Here is a 20,127-nt window from a genome sequence, read left to right on the forward strand (position 1 = left end):
TGGGTCTCCGCTATGGATTTCGGAATGCTAGAAAGTTTAAACCTAAAATAATTCAGGCGGCAAGCGGCGAATGGAACGGCGGGCGCGCGGCGGCGCCGTTCCGTCCCGCCTTCAGTGCTGCGCCTTGAGCGCTGCGTCGCGGATTTTTTCCAGGGTCGTGCCCGGGGTGATGGTTTCCGGATCGATGAAGCAGTGCAGGATGGCCGGCTTGCCGCTGGCCAGGGCGCGTTCGAAGGCCGGGCCGAACTGCTCGGTGGTTTCGACGCGTTCGCCGTGGCCGCCAAAGGCGCGCGCGTAGTCGGCGAAATCCGGATTCTTCAGCTCGGTCGCGGAAATGCGGCCGGGGTAGTGCTTTTCCTGGTGCATGCGGATCGTGCCGTACATGCCGTTGTCCACCAGCACCACGACGATGGGCAGGTCGTACTGCACCGCGGTCGCGAATTCCTGGCCGTGCATCAGGAAGCAGCCGTCGCCGGCGAAGCAGACCACGGTCTTGTCCGGCGACACGCGCTTGGCGCCCACGGCCGCGGGCAGGCCGTAGCCCATGGAGCCCGACGTCGGCGCCAGCTGCGTGCCGTAGCGGGTGAAACGATGGAAGCGGTGCAACCAGGTGGCGTAGTTGCCGGCGCCGTTGGTCATGATGGCGTCTGCCGGCAGCGTCTTTTCCAGGTAGGCCATGACCTGGCCCATCTGCAGCGCGCCAGGCGTCGTGATGGCGCTGGGGTCGCTCCATTTCAGATACGACTCGCGCATGGCCTGCGTGCCGGCGGCCCACGCGGGCTGAGCCGGCGCCTTCAGGCCGGCCAGCGCCTGCGCGAAGGCGGCGGGCGAGGTATTGATGGCCAGGGTGGGGCGGTAGACGCGGCCCAGCTCGGCGGTATCGGGATGCACGTGCACCAGCTTCTGCTTGGGTACCGGTATGTCCAGCAGCGTGTAGGCCTGGCTGGGGTTTTCCGACATGCGGCCGCCCACCAGCAGGATCAGGTCCGCGTCGGCGACGCGCTTGAGCAGCGCGGGATTGATGCCCAGGCCCACGTCGCCGATGAAGCAGGGGTGGTCGGCCGGGAACAGCATCTGGCGGCGGAAAGACACGGCCGTGGGCAGCGCATGGCGCTGCGCAAAATCGGCGAACTGCTGCACCGCGCGGGCGTCCCAGCGCGTGCCGCCCAGGATGGCGACCGGATTCTTGGCTTCGGCCAGCAGCTTTTCCAGGTCGGCCAGTTGGCCGGCCGTGGGGGCGGAATCAATGATTTCGTAACGCGGCGCGTCGGCGACCTTGGCGGCTTCGACCAGCATGTCCTCGGGCAGCGCGATCACGACCGGGCCGGGACGGCCCGAGGTGGCAATGTGGAAGGCGCGCGACACCAGTTCGGGGATGCGTTCGACCTGGTCGATCTCGGTGACCCACTTGGCTTGCGTGCCGAACACGGCGCGGTAATCCATTTCCTGGAAGGCTTCACGTTCGCGCATGCCGCGCTCGATCTGGCCGACGAACAGGATCAGGGGGGTGGAGTCCTGCTTGGCGATGTGCACGCCGGCCAGCGCGTTGGACGCGCCCGGGCCACGGGTCACCATGCAGATGCCGGGTTCGCCGGTCAGCTTGCCGTGGGCGTCGGCCATCATGGCCGCGCCGCCTTCCTGGCGGCACACCGTGACCTTGATGTCCGCATCGTGCAGGCCGTCCAGCACTGCCAGATAGCTTTCGCCGGGGACGCAGAAAACATGTTTGACGCCCTGCGCAACCAGCTGGTCGACCAGGATGTGACCGCCAAGGCGGGATTCTTGCTGGGACATGGGGGTGGTAGTCATGATGAGCCGAGGTTAGGACATCCGAGCATAATGTTCCTTGATCGCACAATGCAATTGATAAAATTGCACAATCTATTGACCCACCGGCACGACCTGCCATGCTGCGCCGCGGCAAGATCCGCGCGGCCGAGCGGCGGGGACGCCCGCCGGCACCTGGCGGTTCCCTCGATATGAGAAACGGCATTCCCAACCTGAGCGCCCTGCAGGCGTTTGAAGCGTCAGCCCGTCTGGGCAGCTTTTCCCGCGCGGCCGAGGAACTGTCCCTGACGCACAGCGCCGTCTATCGCCAGGTGGCCAGCCTGGAGGCGCGCCTGGGCGTGCAGCTGTTCACCCGGGTACGCCGGCGCATCGTGCTGACCGACCATGGGGCCGAGTACGCCGGCCGCATCCGCCACCATCTGGACCAGATCGAAAAAGACACCTTCGGCCTGGTCAGCCGCACCGGCATGGGCCGCAGCATCCATATCGCCGTGGTGCCCACCCTGGCGACGACCTGGCTGATCCCGCGCCTGGCGGATTTCCAGCGCGAGCATGGCGATATCACGGTCAGCCTGTCCGTGCGCACGTTGCCATTCCAGTTCAAGGACCAGCCCTTCGACGGAGCGCTGTATCACGGGGACGGATTGTGGCCAGGCACCCAGGGCGTGTTGCTGTTCCCCGAGCGCGAACTCGTGCCCGTGTGCGCGCCGGAGCTGGCGGCACGCACGCCGGAGCCGGGCGCCAGCGCCTTGTCCGGCATGACCCATTTGCACCTGGCGTCACGGCCCGACGCCTGGCGCCAGTGGTACGCGGCCAATAGCCATCTTTATGGTCCGCACGCCGCCGGCGGCCCGCGCTACGAACTCTTCACCATGGTGATGGCGGCGGTGCAGGCCGGCCTGGGCGTCGGGCTGATGCCGCGCTTCCTGGCCCAGCCCGCGCTGGACCAGGGCACGCTGGCGATGCCCGTGCCGCAATCGCTGTCGGTCAGCCAGGGCTACTACTTCGGCTATCCGCAGCGCAGCGAACGCTCCGAGGCGCTCAAGCTCTTCGAGAGCTGGCTGAAGTCCGCCGCCGCGGGCGTGGGCGGACGCTGAGCCGTAGAATCCTGGCATGCCCGCGACCCGCCCCCCGCTTGAATCCCAGGCCGATATCGACGCCTTCATCGACGCCGTCTGGCTGGAAGACGGCCTGTCGGCCAACACCCTGGCTGCCTACCGGCGCGACCTGACGGGCTTTGCCCGTTGGCTGGAAGACCCCGAAGCCTATGCGCGCGAAATGGCCGACCGCCATGGCGATGCGGCACAGGCCCACGCGCTGCCTGCTGGACCCGCCAAGCCCTTGCGCGATGCCGGCAAGGCTGATATCGAAGCCTGGTTCGCCTTCCGCCACGAGGAAACCCGCGCCACCACCGCCAACCGCAGGCTGGCCGCGCTGCGCCGCTTCTACGCCTGGGCCTTGCGCGAGCACCGCGCCGAACGCGATCCCTGCCTGACGCTGATCGCGGCCAAGCAGCCGCCGCGCATGCCCAAGACGCTGTCCGAGCAGCAGGTGGATGCCTTGCTGCGCGCGCCCGACCTGGAGCAGGCCCGTGGCCTGCGCGACCGCGCGATGCTGGAAACGCTGTATGCCACGGGCTTGCGCGTGTCCGAGCTGGTGGGCATGCGCACGCTGGACGTGAGCCTGAACGAAGGCGTGGTGCGGGTGGTGCTGGGCAAGGGCGGCAAGGACCGACTGGTGCCGTTGGGCGCCGAGGCCGCGCATTGGATCGACCGCTACCTGAAGTCCGCGCGGCCAGAGCTGGCGGCCGGGCGCGTGAGCGATGCGCTCTTCATCACCGGCCGGGCCGAAGCGATGTCGCGCCAGGCGTTCTGGCAACTGGTGAAGAAGTACGCCTTGCTGGCGGACGTGCGCGCGCCGCTGTCGCCCCACGTGCTGCGGCACGCCTTCGCCACGCACCTGCTGAACCACGGCGCCGACCTGCGCGTGGTGCAGATGCTGCTGGGGCATGCCGACATTTCCACCACGCAGATCTACACGCACGTCGCGCGCGAACGCCTGAAGGCGCTGCACGCGACCCACCATCCCCGCGGCTAGCCGGCGCGCGCCGCTTCGAAATTCTTCTTTCACGCATAACCATGAGCAAAGCCCGCCACGTTTCCGAAACGCCCGCCACCCAGTTCCTCAAGCAGAACAAGGTGACGTACACGGAACATACCTATGACTACATCGACCATGGCGGCGCGGGCGAAGCCGCGCGCCAGTTGGGCCTGCATCCGCATGCGGTGGTGAAGACCCTGGTGATGGAGGACGAATCCGCCAAACCCCTCATCGTGGTCATGCACGGCGACCGCGAAGTTTCCACCAAGAACCTGGCGCGCCAGGCCGGGCTCAAGCGCGTCGAGCCCTGCAAACCCGAGGTCGCGCAGCGCCATTCGGGCTATCAGGTGGGTGGCACCTCGCCCTTCGGCACGCGCAAGAAGATGCCGGTGTGGGTCGAGGCCGAAGTGCTGGACTACCCGGTGGTCTACATCAACGGCGGGCGGCGCGGGTATCTGATCGGCATAGACCCCAAGGTACTGGTCACGCTGCTGGGCGCCAAGGGCGTAACCGTCGCGCTGGAATAGGGCGGGCTGGCGTGGGCGTGGTATTCCCATACCACCACCCAAGCCGATGGCGGCGTCACAATAGGGGCGTAGATCAAGAACCGGAGCCCGGCCACGGGCGCTGAACCGGCTTTCCGCCATCCCTAGGAGACAAACATGAGCAAGCGACTGTTGATGCTGGTCGGCGACTACGCCGAGGACTACGAGACCATGGTGCCGTACCAGACCCTGCTGACGGTTGGGCACACGGTGCATGCGGTATGCCCGGACAAGAAGGCGGGCGACACCATCGCGACTGCGATCCATGACTTCGAAGGCGCACAGACCTACACCGAAAAGCGCGGCCACAATTTCGCGCTGAACTATGACTTCGATCGCGTCGAGCCGTCGTCCTACGACGGCCTGGTGATTCCGGGCGGCCGCGCGCCGGAGTATCTGCGCCTGAACGAAAAGGTGCTGGACATCGTGCGCGCCTTCGACAAGGCGGGCAAGCCCATCGCGGCGGTCTGCCACGGCGCGCAACTGCTGGCCGCGGCCGGCATCCTGAAGGGCCGCACCTGCTCCGCCTATCCGGCGTGCGCACCGGAAGTGCGCCTGGCAGGCGGCACCTATGCCGAGATCGGCATCGACCAGGCCTACACCGACGGCAATCTGGTGACGGCGCCGGCCTGGCCCGCGCATCCGGCCTGGATGTCGCAATTCCTGGCGGTGTTGGGCACGAAGATCACGCCCTGATCTTCAACGCCACAAAGCGCCAGGGCCGCAAACATGCGGCCCTGGCGCTCTTCCTTTACGGCTTGGAAATCAGGCGAAATCGAGCACGATGCGGCCTTCGATCTGGCCGCGCCGCATGCGGTCGAACACGTCGTTGATGTTCTCCAGGCTTTCGGTGGCGACAGTGGCGTGCACCTTCCCCTCTTCGGCGAACTGCAGCGATTCCTGCAGGTCCAGGCGCGAACCCACGATGGAGCCGCGCACGGTGACGCCGTTGAGCACCATGTCGAAGATCGACAGCGGGAAGTCGCCCGGCGGCAGGCCGTTGAGCGCCACGGTCCCGCCGCGGCGCACCATGCCCAGCGCCTGCTCGAAGGCCTTGGGCGATACCGCCGTGATCAGCGCGCCGTGCGCGCCGCCGATCTCGCGCTTGAGGTAGGCGGCCGGGTCGGTAGTCTTGGCGTTGACCGTGACCTCGGCGCCCAGGCGGCGGGCGAAGTCCAGCTTGGCGTCGTCGATGTCCACCGCGGCCACGTTCAGGCCCATGGCCTTGGCGTACTGCACCGCCATGTGGCCCAATCCGCCAATGCCCGAGATCACTACCCAGTTGCCCGGACGGGTGTCCGTCATCTTCAGGCCCTTGTAGACGGTCACGCCGGCGCACAGCACGGGCGCGACCTCGACGAAACCGACGTTCTTGGGCAGCAGGCCCACGTAGTTGGCGTCAGCCAGCGCGTATTCGGCGAAGCCGCCGTTCACGGAGTAACCGGCGTTCTTCTGTGTTTCGCACAGCGTTTCCCAGCCGCCCAGGCAATGCTCGCAATGCCCGCAGGCGGAATACAGCCAGGGTATGCCGACGCGGTCGCCTTCCTTCACATGGGTCACGCCCGCGCCCACCGCGACCACATGGCCGACGCCCTCGTGACCGGGAATGAAGGGCGGGTTGGGCTTGACGGGCCAGTCGCCTTCGACCGCGTGCAGGTCGGTGTGGCAGACCCCGCAGGCTTCAATCTTTACCAGCAATTCGCCCGGACCCGGGCGCGGCACCGCGACTTCTTCGATTGCCAGGGGCTTGCCGAATGCTCGTGCAACCGCTGCTTTCATGGTTTTATCCATCACTGCCTCCGAAGTCTGATCAAGATTCCTTATGCTCGAACGTGGACGCTTTCCCGACCATGATTTATATCAACGGAGCGGGCTGCCCGCCGATGCCGGAAACGTGTGGTTGCAGAAAGAGGCCGGCCGCCGCGCCCTTGCCCGGGCCGCGGCAAACGGCGTACAGTCAGCCGTAGGCCTCCCGGCCCAGGCCTCGCGCCCAGTCCCGAGTTCCAGGAGCTCCCATGTGTGAAATCTTCATCCGCGCCAGCGAGCAGTCCTACGCGCCCGAAACCCGTTCGCTGCGGCTGCATGGCGTGGCTACCAGCCTGAGGCTGGAGCAGTTGTTCTGGCAGGTATTGGAAGAAATCGCCGGCCGGGACGGCATGCGCGTGACGCAGCTGATCGAACGTTTGTACGACGAACTGATCGAGTATCGCGGCGAGGCCGCCAATTTCACGTCGTTCCTGCGCGTGTGCTGCCTGCGCTACCAACTGTTGCAGGCGGAGGGCCGCATTCCGTTGGATGCGGCCGTGCCGATCCGTTCGCTCAACCCGCAGGCCGTGCTGGAAGGCTTGCCGCCCACGCTGTACGACGCCCAGCCTCTGCGCCCGAAACGCAAGGCCGCTTAATCCGTCAACACTGGTGCCGCCGCCACGGCAAAAAGCAAAGGGCCCGAATTTTCGGGCCCTTTGTTCATGTGGAGGCAGCGCAGCAGGCGGTCAGCCGCCAGACTGGATCGACGCCATCGCCACTTCGTTCTGCACGATGCGGCGGATGCGCACCGCATCGCCGATGCGGGAGAGTTTGCCTTGCGAATCCAGCAGCACGATGGCCAGATCGCGGCCGTTGATGCGGGCCAGCATGACCAGGCATTCGCCGGCTTCGTTGATGTAGCCGGTCTTGGACACCTTGATGTCCCAGTCGGGCTTGCGCACCAGCAGGTTGGTGTTGCGGAAGGTCTGCGTGCGGTTGTTGACCTCGACGTCGTACTCGGTATCGGTGGAGTAGCGGTGGATCAGCGGGCGCTGGGAGGCAGCGCGCAGCAGTCGGGCCAGATCGTGCGGCGACGAGACGTTGTCGCTGGACAGGCCGGTGGGTTCGATGAAGCGGGTGCTGGTCATGCCCAGTGCCTGCGCCTTGGCGTTCATGGCGGCCACGAAAGCCGGCAGGCCGCCCGGATAGTGGCGGCCCAGCGCGTTGGCGGCGCGGTTCTCGGACGACATCAGAGCCAGGTGCAGCATGTCGCCGCGCGACAGCTTGGTGCCCACGCGCAGACGGGAGGTGGTGTGCTTGAGGCCGTCGACGTCTTCGTCGGTGATCTCCAGCATTTCGTCCATGGGCAGGTTGGCGTCGACCACGACGACGGCCGTCATCAGCTTCGAGATCGAAGCGATGGGGCGCACTACGTTTTCGTTCTTGGCGAAGATGACCGTGGACGTTTCCAGATCCTGCACGTAGGCGGTGCTGGAACGCAGGGCGGCGGCTTCGGCGCGCACCGAGGAGGCGGGCGGCGGCATGGCGGCCGAACCGACTGCGGCGGCAGCGGCGGCCCGTTGCGCGCGCGACGGCTTGTTTGGCTTGCCGTTCTTGCCGGCGGCCGCGCCCTTCTTGGGCGGCGTGCCCTTGGCTGCGACCTGCTTGCCGCCTTTGGGGGCGGCGGCTTTCTTGCCGGAGGAGGATTTGGGGGGAGCTTTCTTGGCGGAGGAGGCGGCTTGTTTGCCGGAGGCGCTCTTGCCGGAGCTGGCTTTGGGGGCCGGAGCCTTCTTTGCTTGTTGCGCCTTGCAGGCCGACGACTTGGCGTTGGTCTTGCAAGGGTCCGTATTCTTCGCGGCTTGGGCGGCGGGGGGCAGGAGCGCGCACACCGCCAGCGCCACAGGCGCTATCGCGTTCGCAATCGCACGTTTCCAGGGAAATGCCATGGTTTGAGCTGGCTTGTCAGTCTGTCAGTAAATGTTTCTTAAGCCGGCGTTTCGTCGGGCCAGAAAAAGTCCAGATGAATTAGAGGCTTACGCGTCGAATTTAAACAGCAATTTCAAGTTGCGCGCAAGGCGATTCGCTATCATCGTCCAAAAAAATAATAGTGACGTATTGACGCAGCTTCAATTCGTCACAAGACAAGTGCGAGAAGCTAACGGCAGGCCGCGCGTGAGCGTAGCCCGGATTAACCCTCATCCGGCTGAACGCGCGAGGTTTTTGTCCATGCCGGAGCAGGCAAACCGCGCTCACAAAAGCGCAGGGCTTCGGGCGCGTAGGGGGATGCAGGGAAGGGGGGCGTCGGAACCGACGCCAGAGATGGCCTCGCCGGGTGGAATCGAACCACCAATTGACCCTTAGGAGGGGCCGGTTATATCCATTTAACTACGGCGAGACTATTGCTGATCAGGCGGCAGCGTCGGTCGAGTGATCGCGCTTGCTTGCTAAGGCCTTGATATCGCTACGATTCTGTCGGCCCTGAGTTTATCACTGGGGGCACGGGTTTCGGCGCAGGACGCAAGTCTATCAGCAGGCGGCGCAAGCCCCAAATCCGTTGCCCTGCAACCCGGCTCGCTGGACCCGACGCCCAACGTGGCTATTGCCGGAGCGCGGAGGCTATTTGTATATGATGACCGGGTCCCGCGCTGCGCGCCGGACCGTCCCGTGGAGGGGGCGACGAACAAAACAACGAAAAACGGGTTTCATGTCTAACCAAACCGATACGAATTTCATCCGTACCCTGATCGTGGGTACGCTGGTGGTGCTGCTCGCGATGGGGGTGCGCGCCACCTTCGGGCTCTTCATGCAGCCGATGGGGCTGGCGCAAGGCTGGGGACGCGAAGTGTTCTCCATGGCCTTCGCTTTGCAGAACCTGGTGTGGGGCGTGGCCTGTATCTTCATGGGCATCATGGCCGACCGCTACGGTTCGGGCCGCACCATCGCGCTGGGCGCGCTGCTGTACATGCTGGGCATGATAGGCACGCGCTTCGCCACGGATGAAGCCACGCTCTATCTGACGGCCGGCGTGCTGGTCGGATTGGGCCAGGCCGGCACGACCTTTCCGGTGATCCTGCCCGTGGTGGCCCGCGCGGTTCCTCCCGCCTACCGCAGCACGGCGATGGGCATCGCCAGCGCTGGCGGCTCGCTCGGTCAGTTTGCCGTGGTGCCCACGGGACAGGTGCTGATCAGCGGCCTGGACTGGACGGGCGCATTGTGGGTGCTGTCGCTGTTCGTCGCTTGCGGCGCCCCCCTGGCGTATTTCCTGCGCGGACGTCCGCAGGCCCACACCGGGCCGCAGCAATCGCTGGCCTCGGCGGTCAAGCAGGCGGTACGCCACCCCTCGTTCCATTTCCTGTTCTGGAGCTACTTCGTCTGCGGCTTCCACACCGCCTTCATCACGCTGCACTTGCCCGCCTATGTCACGGACGGCGGCCTGAGCGCGGGGCAGGGCGCGACCGCCATTGCGCTGATCGGCCTGTTCAACGTGCTGGGCTCGTTCTATGCCGGCAAGCTGGGCGGCAAGTACAGCAAGAAACGGCTCCTCGCCGTGGTGTACGGCATGCGCGCCTTCGGCATTCTGCTGTTGCTCTGGATGCCGTTGTCGCCATGGGTGCTGTACGCCTTCGCCGCGTGGATGGGTTTGTTCTGGCTGGGGACCGTTCCGCTCACGCAAGGCCTGATCGGCCAGATCTACGGCCTGCGCTATGCGGCCACGCTGTCGGGCATCGTCTTCCTGGGGCACCAGCTGGGCAGTTTCATCGGCGTGTGGCTGGGCGGATATGCCTATGCCAAGACCGGCAATTACGACGCCGTCTGGTGGCTGGGCGTGGCCCTGGCCGTCATCGCGGCGCTGTTGTGCCTGCCGGTGCGCGAACAGCCGGTTGCCCAGCCGGCCGCGGCCTGAGACGTTCATGAACCCTGCCAATCGTTCCGCGCCCGCCGCCCGCCGCCATCGCGGCTGGCGTGCGATTGGCGCGCTGGCCCTGGTTGCCGTCCTGGGCCTGGCTTTCTGGGGCTACACCACGCCGGAAATGCAGATCCACTGGGAAAACCTGGCCGCGCTCTGCGGCTTCTAGGCGCTTTTTCCGCTCGGCCTCGCGGTATCCTACGGCGGTATTTCTCCCCTCATCGCGCGCCGCCTGCGGGCGGGCGCTACGGATGCCCATGCAGGACTCATCGCCCTCCTATCCCGATCTATCGCTGCCGGACATCGGCGGCATGTCTGCCGCCGACACGCTGGTGCTGACGGTGAACAACCGTCTGTCGCGCCGGCTTACGCTGGAGCTGGCGGGCCTGCTGCGCCAGGAGCGCCAGGTCAGCGAGTTGCCGCGCATATTGCCGCTGTCCGCCTGGCTGGCCGATGCCGCCAATGAACTCGCGTTCGAGACGGATGGCGATGTGCCTGCCTATCGGCTGGACAGTTTCGCCACGCAACTGGTGTGGACCGAGGCGATCCGCGCTGAAGAAGCCGAGCGCGTGCTGTTGGATGCGAGCCAGGCCGCGCGCTTGTCGATGGATGCAGACCTGCTGATGGACGAATGGCAACTGCACGTGCCTTCGGGCGCGGATACCGACGAGTACCGCGGCTTCGCGAAATGGCGGGTTCGCTACCGCCAGGCGCTGGCCGGCATCGATGCCGAGGATGCCAACCAGGGCTATGCGCGCGTACTGCGGGCGCTGGAGGACGGACGCCTGCCCGTGCCGCGCCAACTGGTGCTGGCCGGATTCACGGACATGTCGCCGCGCTTTCGCCGGCTGCTGCAGGCGTTTGAAGAGCAGGGCGCGGCCGTTGCGCAGTGGCGCGACGCGCAGCGCATTGAAACGCCGGCGCGCAGGTTCGAGGCCGCCGATCAAGGCGCGGAATGGCGCGCTGCCGCGGCCTGGGCGGCCGAGCGCTTGAAAATGCATCCCCATGGCCGCTACGCCATCGTCTCGCCCCAGCTGGAGGTGGAATCGCCGTTCGCGCGGCGGGTGCTGAGCCAGGCCCTGGCCGGGCGTGGCGGCGAAGCCGCGTACGCCTTCAACGTGGCGGTGGGGCGGCCGTTGAACGAATGGCCGATGGCGCGCGCCGCGCTCGCTTGGTTGCGCGCCCTGGCCGAATGCGCGCCGGGCAAGGGCTGTGGCGTGGAGGTGCTGGGCGCGGCCCTGTTGGGCGGGCATTGCGCGGGCGACGTGCGCGACCGCGCGCGGCTGGCCTCGATCGACGCGCGCTGGCGGCGCCAGGCGCAACTGCATGTCGGCCCGCAGGATTGGCGCAAGCTGCTGGCGGACTTGCCAGCGTTGGCGCAGGCCTGGAATCAGGCCATGGAAATCTGGACGCAGGGCGGCCGCCAGGCCACTTGCGACGTGTGGATGTTGCGCATGAAGGCCGCGCTGATGGCGCTGGGCTTTCCCGGCGAAGGCGTGCTGGACAGCGTCGGCTATCAGGTGATGGGCGCCTTGGGCGATGCGCTGGGCAGTTTTTCGGCGCTGGCGCCGGCCGCCGGGCGCCTGGGCGGCGTGGCCGCCGTGAACCTGCTGGAAAGCGTGGCGCGTTCCGCCTCGTTCCAGCCGCAACGCGATCCGCAGGCGCGCCTGGACGTGCTGGGTTTGCTGGAAGCCGAGGGCGGCTATTGGGACGGCGTCTGGGTGTTGGGCCTGACCGATGACGTGTTGCCGGCCTCGCCCAAGCCCAATCCGCTGTTGCCGCTGGCAGTGTTGCGCCAGGCCAAGGCGCCGCGCGCCACGCCCGAGCGCGAACGCGAATGGGCCGAAGGCATGTACGCGGCATTGTGTCGCTGCGCGCCCGAGATCATCGTCAGCCACGCGCACATGGACGGCGAACGCGAGCTGCGTCCGTCGCCGCTGATCGCGGCGGCAGCGCTGACGGACTGGACGCCCGCGGCGGCGCAAGCGTTGCCGGCCTTGCCGCAGGAATCGCTGGACGACGCGCAAGGGCCCGCTCTGGCGGCCGGCAATCGTGGCGGCGGCGGCCTGGACGTGCTGGACACGCAGGCGCGCAATCCGCTGTGGGCCTTCGTGCGGCATCGCCTGGGCGGCCGCGAAATGGCGCCCTATGCGGATGCGGCCACGGTCAACGTGCGCGGCCAGTTTTTGCACAAGGCGCTGGAACTGGTGTGGGGCATGATGCCCGATCAGGACGCGCTACACGAAGTCATGGCCACGGGCCGCCTGCCTGCCTTGCTGGAGCAGGCGGTGGCGCAAGCCGCGGACGAGGAACTGAAAGACTACGCGCCCGCCTTGCGCACGCTGGAATGCCAGCGCGCCCAGGCCGTGCTGGCGTCCTGGCTGGATATGGAAGCGCAGCGCCTGCCCTTCGCGGTGGCGCAGGTGGAAAAGAACCATCAATGGCAGCGCGGCGCGCTCAACCTGAAGCTGCGGCTGGACCGCATCGATACCCTCGGCGATGGCCGCAATGTCATCGTCGATTACAAGACCGGCGTGGCGGCGGCCAAGCCCGAACCCGACTGGTCGCGCAGTCGCCCCGTGAACGTGCAGTTGCCGTTCTATGCCTCGGTGCTGGCGGACGCCGCGGGCGGCGAAGTGGCGGGCCTGGTGCTGGCACAGATCCATGCGCGGCAGGTCGCCGCACAAGGCCTGGCCGACGAGGACCTGGGCGTGCCCGGCGTTACGCTGGCCAGCGACAGCAAGTACTTCGACGGGCTGTCCTGGCCGGAGATCCGGCAGCGCTGGCGCAGTGCCATCGAAGCGCTGGCCGACGAGTACGCCGCGGGCTACGCGGCCAACGTCGCGTATCGCCGCGACGACCTGAAATACTGCGATGCATTGCCGTTCCTGCGTTTGCATCTGGACGACGAGGACGCATGAGCCATGGCTGAACAAGAACGCTTGCCGCATGACCATATGGCGCGCGCCGACGCGCTGGATCCGACCCGTTCGTTTCTGGTGCAGGCGCCCGCCGGCTCGGGCAAGACCGAGCTGCTGACGGACCGCATCCTGGCGCTGCTGGCCACTGTGAACCGTCCGGAGGAAATCGTCGCCATCACCTTCACGCGCAAGGCCGCGTCGGAGATGCACGCGCGCGTGCTGAGCAAGCTGCGCCGCGGACTGGATGCCCCGCCCGAAGCCATGCACGAGCGCCGCAGCTGGGAACTCGCGCGCGCCGCATTGGCACGCAACGACGAGCAGGGCTGGCATCTGCTGGACCATCCCGCGCGCCTGGCCATCCGCACCATCGACTCCTTCTGCGCGGGCCTGGTGCGCAGCATGCCTTGGTTGTCGGAGCTGGGCGGCATGCCCGAGATCACGGATGATGCGCGCACCCACTACGAGGCGGCGGCGCGCGCCACCCTGGACCTTGCCGACGACTACGAGGCCGTGCGCATCCTCCTCAAGCATCTGGACGTGGACGTGCAGGCCGCCAAGGAGGCCATCGCCGACATGCTGGGTCAACGTGACCAGTGGCTGCCACTGCTGCGCCACGGCTCCGACCGCGAGGGCATGGAAGCCATGCTGGCCGAGGCCATCGGCGAAGACCTGGACGCGCTCAGCGAGGCCATGCCCTATGGCTGGGCCGAAGCGCTATGCGGCCCGGCGCGGCTGGCTGCCGCCAATCTGCAGGATGGAGAGACCGAAAACAAGCTGCTGGCCTTGCTGGACTGGACAGAAGAGCCTCCGCCTGACGCCGAAGCGCTGGAGCTCTGGCAAGCCGTGGCGCATCTGCTGCTGACGGGCACCGGCACCTTGCGCAAGACCGTCAACAAGAACCTGGGCTTTCCTGCCAAGTGCGCGCACAAGGACCCGTTCGTGGCGTGGCTGGAAGCCGCCGACCCGGACGCAGTCTGGGTGCGCCGCCTGCATGCGGTGCGCGACGTGCCCGCGCCACATTTCACCGATGCGCAATGGGAAGTGCTGGGCGCGCAGCTGATGACGCTGGCGCTGGCGGTGGCGCAGTTGCGGCTGCGATTCGCCGACACGGGCGAGGTGGATTTCATCGAAATCTCGCAGCGCGCCGCGGCCGCGCTGGGCAGCGCCGACGATCCGGGCGAACTGCTGCTGAAGCTGGATGCCTCGATCCGCCATCTGCTCATCGACGAATTCCAGGACACCAGCCAGACCCAGCTGGACCTGCTGCGCACGCTGACCTCGGGCTGGCAGCAGGGCGACGGCCGCAGCCTGTTCCTGGTGGGCGACCCGATGCAGTCCATCTACCGTTTCCGCAAGGCGGAAGTGGGCCTGTTCCTGGAAGTCGCCGACATCGGCGTAGGCGAACTGCAGCCGGATTTCCTCAACCTTACCGACAACTTCCGCTCGCAGGCGGGCATCGTCGAATGGGTCAACCAGTCGTTTGCGCAGTTGCTGCCCCGGCGCAGCGATGCGGCGGCGGGAGCCATCGCCTACAGCCCGTCCACCGCTTTCCATGAAGCGCTGCCGGAACCCGCTGTGCGCTTTCACCCGGCCTGGTCGCGCGAGGGCGCGGCCCCCGCGGAAGCGCAGGCTGAAGACATTGCGGTGGACCTGGTACGCCAGGCGCTGATCGACCACAAGGGGGCCAAGCATCCCGTCGCCGTGCTGGTGCGGGCACGCAGCCATCTGGGCAACCTGACCCGCCGCCTGGCGCAGGAAGGCATACGCTGCCGCGCGGTGGACCTGGTGCCGCTGGCCCTGCGGCCGGTGGTGGCAGACCTGGTGCAACTGGTGCGGGCCTTGTCGCATGCAGGCGACCGTCTGGCCTGGCTGTCGGTGCTGCGCGCACCGTACTGCGGCTTGACGCTGATATCCCTGCAGCGCTTATTCGGCGACGACCACATCACGCCGGTGCCGGTACTGCTGGAGCGCGCCCTGCGCATCGCGCCGCAGACCGTACCTTCATCCGCCACCAGCGCGCCTCAGGGGTCATTGTTCGACGCGGCGCCCGCAGCGCCGGACACGCCATCGGCGCAAAGCGTGCTCGGCGCCGACGAGTTCGAGCGCTTGCGTCAGGTGGCGGGCATCCTGCTCGACAAGCGCAACGCCTCGGGCGCCATGCCTTTCGCGGCGTGGGTGGAGTCGCTGTGGCGCCGCCTGGGCGGTCCTGCGCTGTATGCCGGACTGTCTGTGGCCAACGACGCGGAAAGCCTGTTCCAGCTGGTCGAGCGCCTGGCGCCGCACGGCGCCATCGACGTCGCGGCCCTGGACGCCGGCATCGCGCGCTTGTTCGCCGCGCCGGACGCGGCGGACGAAGACACGGGCGCGGTCGAAATCATGACCATGCACAAGTCCAAGGGACTGCAGTTCGAAACCGTCATCCTGTACGGCCTGCACCGCGCGCCGCGCGGCGATCAGGCGCCGCTCGTGCGCTTTGAGCAGAGCGGCGGCCGCGTGCTGTTCGGTCCGGTAAAGCCGCGCGCCGAAACCGAGGCCGACCCCCTGTCGCGCTACCTGGGCGCGCGCGAGGCGCGCCGCGCATCCTACGAAATCGATCGCCTGCTGTATGTGGCAGCGACGCGGGCGCGCAAGCGCCTGCACCTCGTGGGCCACGTGTCGGTGGACGAAGCCAGCGGTCAGGTCAAGACGCCTTCCTCCGCCAGCCTGCTGGGCCGCTTGTGGCCCTGCCTGGCCACACCGACACCGCCGTCGCTGGATGGCGAAACGGTGGTGCAGGAAGCCGACGGTCCCGAGTGGCAGGGCGAACCCTTGCGGCGCGTGGACCGCGCGGGCCTGGCGCAATTGGCGCGCGTGGCGGACGTGGCGGTCAGCCCCGGCTTTGGCGCCGCAGCGCGCGGCGCCTGGGGCGATGGCGGCGAACATCCCGCCTGGCAACTGGAGGCCGGCTACGACGCCGCCATCGGCACCTTGTCGCATGCCTGGCTGGCGCGTATCGGCCAGGACGGCGTTCAGGCCTGGTCCGCCGACGCGCTGGCCGAACGCTTGCCCGCCATGCGCCGCCAACTCACGCGCGCAGGCATCCCCGCCAGCCAGGCCGACGCCGCCTCCGAGGCCGTGCTCGAAACCCTGCAAGCCACCCTGGCCGACGAACGTGGCCTGTGGCTTTTGTCCCAATCCGGCGCCCGCCGCGAATGGCCCCTGATCGACGCCGCCGGCAAGGTGTCCGTCATCGACCTGGCCCTCAGCACCGAAGACGGCTGGCTCATCGTCGACTACAAAACCGGCCGCCCGCACCCCGGCGAAACCCCCACCGCCTTCGCTGCTCGCATGCGCCAACGCCACGGCGACCAGTTGCTGCGCTACTGCGCCCAAGTCACCGCCCTGGATGGCCGCACCGCCCGCGCCGCCCTCTACTTCCCAAGAGCACGCGCCTGGATCGACCTGAAGGAATAGCGCAGAGACAAAAGGAGTAGAGAGGGTGTAGAGAGGCAAAGCGAAGCGAGCCGAAAGGACCAGCGAAGCGACGTCCCAACCCCCTCCCCCTCGGGGGGAGGGCTGGGGAGGGGGCGCACATTCAGCCCCCCGGGGCCCGCCAGCCGAGAGGCTAGCAAGCAAGCGAAGCGCAGCTCTGCTAGAATCTCGGCTGGCGGGCCCCTCCGCATGGTTCGGCGGTGAACCTGGTCAGGTCGGGAACGAAGCAGCCATAGTCGTTTAGGGTCAGTGCCGGAGTAAGGCTCGCCAACCGGATTCTTCAAAGCAGCGCGTCATGACTATCCATGATGTCGCCGCTTTCAAGGGGGACGGGGTTATTTTCCAAGGATACGTTCCACGGGAATAAGCCCGTCCCCTTTGCGTTTCAGGCCGCGCTGAGCATGGATGCCATGCTCAGCGCCGAACCCCGGCAGCTGGACCGGCCATTTCGGGCCAGCTTGCGAAACAGGCTCTACAATCCACCCATGACTTATCTGGTACTGGCCCGCAAGTGGCGGCCGAGATCGTTCGATACCCTCGTGGGACAGGATCACGTGGTGCGCGCGCTGACGCATGCGCTCGACACCCAACGCCTGCATCACGCCTGGCTGTTCACGGGAACCCGCGGCGTCGGCAAGACCACGCTCTCGCGCATCCTGGCGAAGTCCCTCAACTGCGAAACAGGCATCACGTCCAAGCCTTGCGGTGTCTGTCGCGCCTGCACGGAGATCGATGCCGGGCGTTTCGTCGACTACCTCGAGCTGGACGCGGCCTCGAACCGCGGCGTCGAGGAAATGACGCAGTTGCTGGAGCAGGCGGTGTACGCGCCGGGAGCAGGGCGCTTCAAGGTCTACATGATCGACGAAGTCCACATGCTGACCGGGCATGCGTTCAACGCCATGCTCAAGACACTGGAAGAGCCGCCGCCGCACGTCAAATTCATCCTCGCGACCACCGACCCGCAGAAGATTCCGGTGACGGTGCTGTCGCGCTGCCTGCAGTTCAACCTGAAGCAGATGCCGGCCGATTCCATCGTCGGCCATCTGCAGGCCGTGCTCGGCCAGGAAGCGGTGGGCTTCGACGTGCCGGCCTTGCGGCTGATCGGGCAGGCGGCCGCGGGGTCCATGCGCGACGCGCTGTCGCTGACCGACCAGGCCATTGCCTATAGCGCCGGCAACCTGACCGAGGACGCCGTGCGCGGCATGCTCGGCACCATCGACCAGCGGCATCTGGTGCGTCTGCTGGATGCGCTGTCCGCTGGCGACGCCAAGGGCGTGCTGGCGGTGGCGGATGAACTGGCCATCCGCGGCCTGTCCTATGCTGGCGCCTTGGCCGACCTGGCCGTGCTGCTGTCGCGCGTCGCCATCGAGCAGCGCGTGCGCGGCGTGACCCCCGCCGAGGATCCGCTGGCCGGCGACATTGCCCGGCTGGCGCTGGCTCTGCACCCGGACGCGGTGCAGCTGTTCTATTCCGTGGCGGTGCACAGCCGCAGCGAACTGACCCTGGCGCCCGACGAGTACGCGGGCTTCATCATGGCCTGCCTGCGCATGCTGGCGCTCAATGGCGACGCCGGCCCGCAGACCGCGCTCGAAGCGCCCGCCGCGCCGGCCCGTCAGACTGCCGATGCGGCCGCAGCGCCGGCGGCAGTTGCCGCGCCTGCGCCCGCCGCGGCGCAGCCCCAGCCCGCGCCGGCAGCCGTTCAGCCCGCAGCCGCACCAGCGGTTGCGGAGCCTGCACCGGTCGCCGCGATTCCGGCGCCGCCCGTGGCCGCGCAGGCTCCTGCTCCGGCTGAGTCCGCGGCTCCCGCAGCCATCGCGCAGAAGGCTGAACCGGCGCCTGCCGCGGCGGAACCCGAACCGGCCGCGTTGGAACAAACTTCGCAAGCCACCCAGCCCGGCAGCGTGCCGCCCTGGGAAGAACTGCCTGCCGATGCGCCGGCCATGTCCGAATCCGAAGCTGGCAAGACCGCTGGTTCGGCCGCGCTGGCGATCACACCCGCGACCGCCGCAGCCATCGCGCCCGCGCCCCAAGCCGATGATGGCGAAGGCCCGCCCGCCTGGGTCGACGAAGAAATCCCGTTCGAAGCCGAAGGCGGCTTTGCGCCGGACAACGGCTTTACGTCGGATCCCGAGGACGATGATTTCGAAACCCTGGCCAGCGCGCCCTCGGCCGCGCCGCCGCCAGCGGCCCGCCGCGAAGGTCCGGCGCCCGCGCGCAAGCGGCAGTCGTCGCGCGCCCGCCTGACGGACATGACGTCGGAAACCTGGCCCGAGCTGGCTGCGCGCCTGCCGGTCACCGGCTTGGCGGCGGAACTGGCGCGCCAGAGTGCATGGGCCGGCGTGCAGGGCGATGCCGTCATCCTGCGCGTGGCCGTCAAGACGCTGGCCGAAAGCGAAAGCCGCGTCCGTCTGCAGACGGTGTTGTGCGAACATTTCGGCCAGGGCATACGGCTGGACGTCGAGGTCGGCGTGACGGGCGAGGCGACGGCGCATGCCGTGGCCCAGGCCGAACGCGCTGCCCGCCAGCAGGCCGCCGAAGAGGCGGTCGCGGTCGACCCGTTCGTACAGGCGCTCGTCGCCGATTTCGGCGGCCAGGTCGTCGCCGGCTCGATCCGCCACGTAGATTCCCCCGCCGCCGCTGCCTGAAGCGGCGGCCATCTCTCATTCCCCTCGTTCAAGGAAGCATCGATCATGATGAAAGGACAACTGGCCGGCCTGATGCGCCAGGCGCAGCAAATGCAGGAAAACATGAAGAAGGCGCAGGACGCGCTGGCCGAGATCCAGGTCGAAGGCGCCTCCGGCGGCGGCCTGGTCAAGGTCACCATGACCTGCCGCCACGACGTCAAGCGCGTGGCCATCGATCCGTCGCTGCTGGGCGACGACAAGGACATGCTGGAAGACCTGGTCGCCGCCGCGTTCAACGACGCGCTGCGCAAGGCCGAAGCCACCTCGCAGGAAAAAATGGCCTCGGTCACCGCCGGCATGCCGCTGCCCCCGGGCATGAAGCTGCCGTTCTGAACGCAGCCCCAAGGCCGCAATGGACCCGCTACTGCCTGAACCCGAGCCGCTCGTCTCGCTGATCGAGGCGCTGCGGCGCCTGCCCGGCGTGGGGGTGCGTTCTGCCCGGCGCATGGCCTATCACCTGCTGCAGCATGACCCGCAAGGCGCGGACATGCTGGGGCAGGCGTTGGCGGGCGCGGTGCGGGACCTGAAGCATTGCGCCCGCTGCAACAGTTTCTCGGAAGAGGAAGTCTGCGGCACCTGCATCAATCCCAAGCGCGATCCCTCGCTGCTGTGCATCGTCGAGACGCCGGCCGATCAGAACATGATCGAGTCCAGCCACGGCTATCGCGGCCTGTATTACGTGCTGATGGGCCGCGTCGCGCCGCTCGAAGGGATTGGTCCGCGCGAGCTGGATTTCGAGCGGGTGATCAAGCGCGCGACCGACGGCGTGGTGCAGGAGGTCATCCTGGCCACCAACTTCACCGCCGAAGGCGAAACCACCGCCCACTTCCTGGGCGAAGCGCTGGGCGAGCGCGGCCTGCGGGTCACGCGGCTGGCGCGCGGCGTGCCTGCCGGCAGCGAGCTGGAATACGTCGACGCCGGGACCATCGCCTGGGCCCTGATGGAGCGCAAGACCACCTGATTCC

General features: G+C 67.6%; 15 protein-coding genes, 1 tRNA gene and 1 other RNA gene. 13 read left to right on the forward strand and 4 right to left on the reverse strand.

Translation table 11 applies throughout. The features are described 5' to 3' along the window. Window positions 1-111 precede the first annotated feature (111 nt). Window positions 112-1,794 (reverse strand): thiamine pyrophosphate-binding protein, encoded by a 1,683-nt coding sequence (locus IB257_RS14990; protein ID WP_054452204.1) that lies wholly within the window; start codon window positions 1,792-1,794, stop codon window positions 112-114. A gap of 185 nt (window positions 1,795-1,979) precedes the next feature. Between IB257_RS14990 and IB257_RS14995 the strand changes: the two genes are divergently transcribed. The 4 genes from IB257_RS14995 to IB257_RS15010 all read left to right on the forward strand — a co-directional run bounded on the left by IB257_RS14995 (window position 1,980) and on the right by IB257_RS15010 (window position 5,129). After that, on the forward strand, window positions 1,980-2,885 hold the full coding sequence (locus IB257_RS14995) for a LysR substrate-binding domain-containing protein (protein WP_054452202.1): 906 nt from the start codon (window positions 1,980-1,982) through the stop codon (window positions 2,883-2,885). Between the two features lie 16 nt (window positions 2,886-2,901). Further along, window positions 2,902-3,885 (forward strand): site-specific tyrosine recombinase XerD, encoded by a 984-nt coding sequence (gene xerD, locus IB257_RS15000; RefSeq protein WP_119450596.1) that lies wholly within the window; start codon window positions 2,902-2,904, stop codon window positions 3,883-3,885. A gap of 41 nt (window positions 3,886-3,926) precedes the next feature. Further along, window positions 3,927-4,415 carry a Cys-tRNA(Pro) deacylase gene (ybaK, locus tag IB257_RS15005; protein ID WP_192492494.1) on the forward strand — a complete coding sequence of 163 codons (489 nt, stop codon included), beginning with the start codon at window positions 3,927-3,929 and terminating at the stop codon, window positions 4,413-4,415. Window positions 4,416-4,550: 135 nt separating this feature from the next. Continuing rightward, a complete protein-coding gene (locus IB257_RS15010) occupies window positions 4,551-5,129 on the forward strand; it encodes a DJ-1/PfpI family protein (protein ID WP_054451405.1) in 579 nt (192 codons plus the stop codon). Between the two features lie 69 nt (window positions 5,130-5,198). Here the strand turns inward: IB257_RS15010 and adhP are convergent, their stop codons facing one another. Continuing rightward, on the reverse strand, window positions 5,199-6,224 hold the full coding sequence (adhP, locus tag IB257_RS15015; protein ID WP_054451403.1) for an alcohol dehydrogenase AdhP: 1,026 nt from the start codon (window positions 6,222-6,224) through the stop codon (window positions 5,199-5,201). Window positions 6,225-6,448: 224 nt separating this feature from the next. Here adhP and IB257_RS15020 point away from each other — a divergent pair, with 224 nt between their 5' ends. Further along, complete coding sequence (locus IB257_RS15020; protein WP_054451398.1) at window positions 6,449-6,835, forward strand: ribbon-helix-helix domain-containing protein; 387 nt, start codon at window positions 6,449-6,451, stop codon at window positions 6,833-6,835. Window positions 6,836-6,925: 90 nt separating this feature from the next. Here the strand turns inward: IB257_RS15020 and pbpG are convergent, their stop codons facing one another. Both pbpG and IB257_RS15030 read right to left on the reverse strand, forming a co-directional pair. Further along, the gene (gene pbpG / locus IB257_RS15025; RefSeq protein WP_225588909.1) at window positions 6,926-8,125 is read right to left on the reverse strand and encodes a D-alanyl-D-alanine endopeptidase; all 1,200 of its coding nucleotides are present in this window, start codon (window positions 8,123-8,125) and stop codon (window positions 6,926-6,928) included. Window positions 8,126-8,499: 374 nt separating this feature from the next. Further along, window positions 8,500-8,574, reverse strand: a tRNA-Arg gene (locus tag IB257_RS15030). A gap of 309 nt (window positions 8,575-8,883) precedes the next feature. On the opposite strand from IB257_RS15030, the gene IB257_RS15035 reads away from it, so the two are divergent. The 8 genes from IB257_RS15035 (at window position 8,884) to recR (ending at window position 20,123) form a co-directional block, all read left to right on the forward strand. Next, window positions 8,884-10,083, forward strand: a complete 1,200-nt coding sequence (locus IB257_RS15035) for an MFS transporter (protein ID WP_119450599.1) — start codon at window positions 8,884-8,886, stop codon at window positions 10,081-10,083. A gap of 7 nt (window positions 10,084-10,090) precedes the next feature. Then, window positions 10,091-10,255 carry a hypothetical protein gene (locus IB257_RS15040; protein ID WP_166738338.1) on the forward strand — a complete coding sequence of 55 codons (165 nt, stop codon included), beginning with the start codon at window positions 10,091-10,093 and terminating at the stop codon, window positions 10,253-10,255. 88 nt (window positions 10,256-10,343) lie between these two features. Then, window positions 10,344-13,007 (forward strand): PD-(D/E)XK nuclease family protein, encoded by a 2,664-nt coding sequence (locus tag IB257_RS15045; protein WP_192492495.1) that lies wholly within the window; start codon window positions 10,344-10,346, stop codon window positions 13,005-13,007. 3 nt (window positions 13,008-13,010) lie between these two features. After that, window positions 13,011-16,460, forward strand: a complete 3,450-nt coding sequence (locus tag IB257_RS15050) for an exodeoxyribonuclease V subunit beta (RefSeq protein ID WP_192492496.1) — start codon at window positions 13,011-13,013, stop codon at window positions 16,458-16,460. A 192-nt stretch (window positions 16,461-16,652) separates the two neighbouring features. Further along, window positions 16,653-16,750, forward strand: an RNA gene (gene ffs, locus IB257_RS15055) — signal recognition particle sRNA small type. 213 nt (window positions 16,751-16,963) lie between these two features. Then, on the forward strand, window positions 16,964-19,123 hold the full coding sequence (locus IB257_RS15060; protein WP_192492497.1) for a DNA polymerase III subunit gamma/tau: 2,160 nt from the start codon (window positions 16,964-16,966) through the stop codon (window positions 19,121-19,123). A 45-nt stretch (window positions 19,124-19,168) separates the two neighbouring features. Continuing rightward, on the forward strand, window positions 19,169-19,495 hold the full coding sequence (locus tag IB257_RS15065) for a YbaB/EbfC family nucleoid-associated protein (protein ID WP_042794716.1): 327 nt from the start codon (window positions 19,169-19,171) through the stop codon (window positions 19,493-19,495). Window positions 19,496-19,514: 19 nt separating this feature from the next. Next, a complete protein-coding gene (gene recR, locus IB257_RS15070) occupies window positions 19,515-20,123 on the forward strand; it encodes a recombination mediator RecR (RefSeq protein ID WP_054451387.1) in 609 nt (202 codons plus the stop codon). Window positions 20,124-20,127: the final 4 nt, after the last annotated feature.

Origin of the sequence: Achromobacter sp. ACM03 (assembly GCF_014851665.1) — a bacterium.
In the GTDB taxonomy this organism is placed as follows: Bacteria; Pseudomonadota; Gammaproteobacteria; order Burkholderiales; family Burkholderiaceae_B; genus Achromobacter; species Achromobacter aegrifaciens.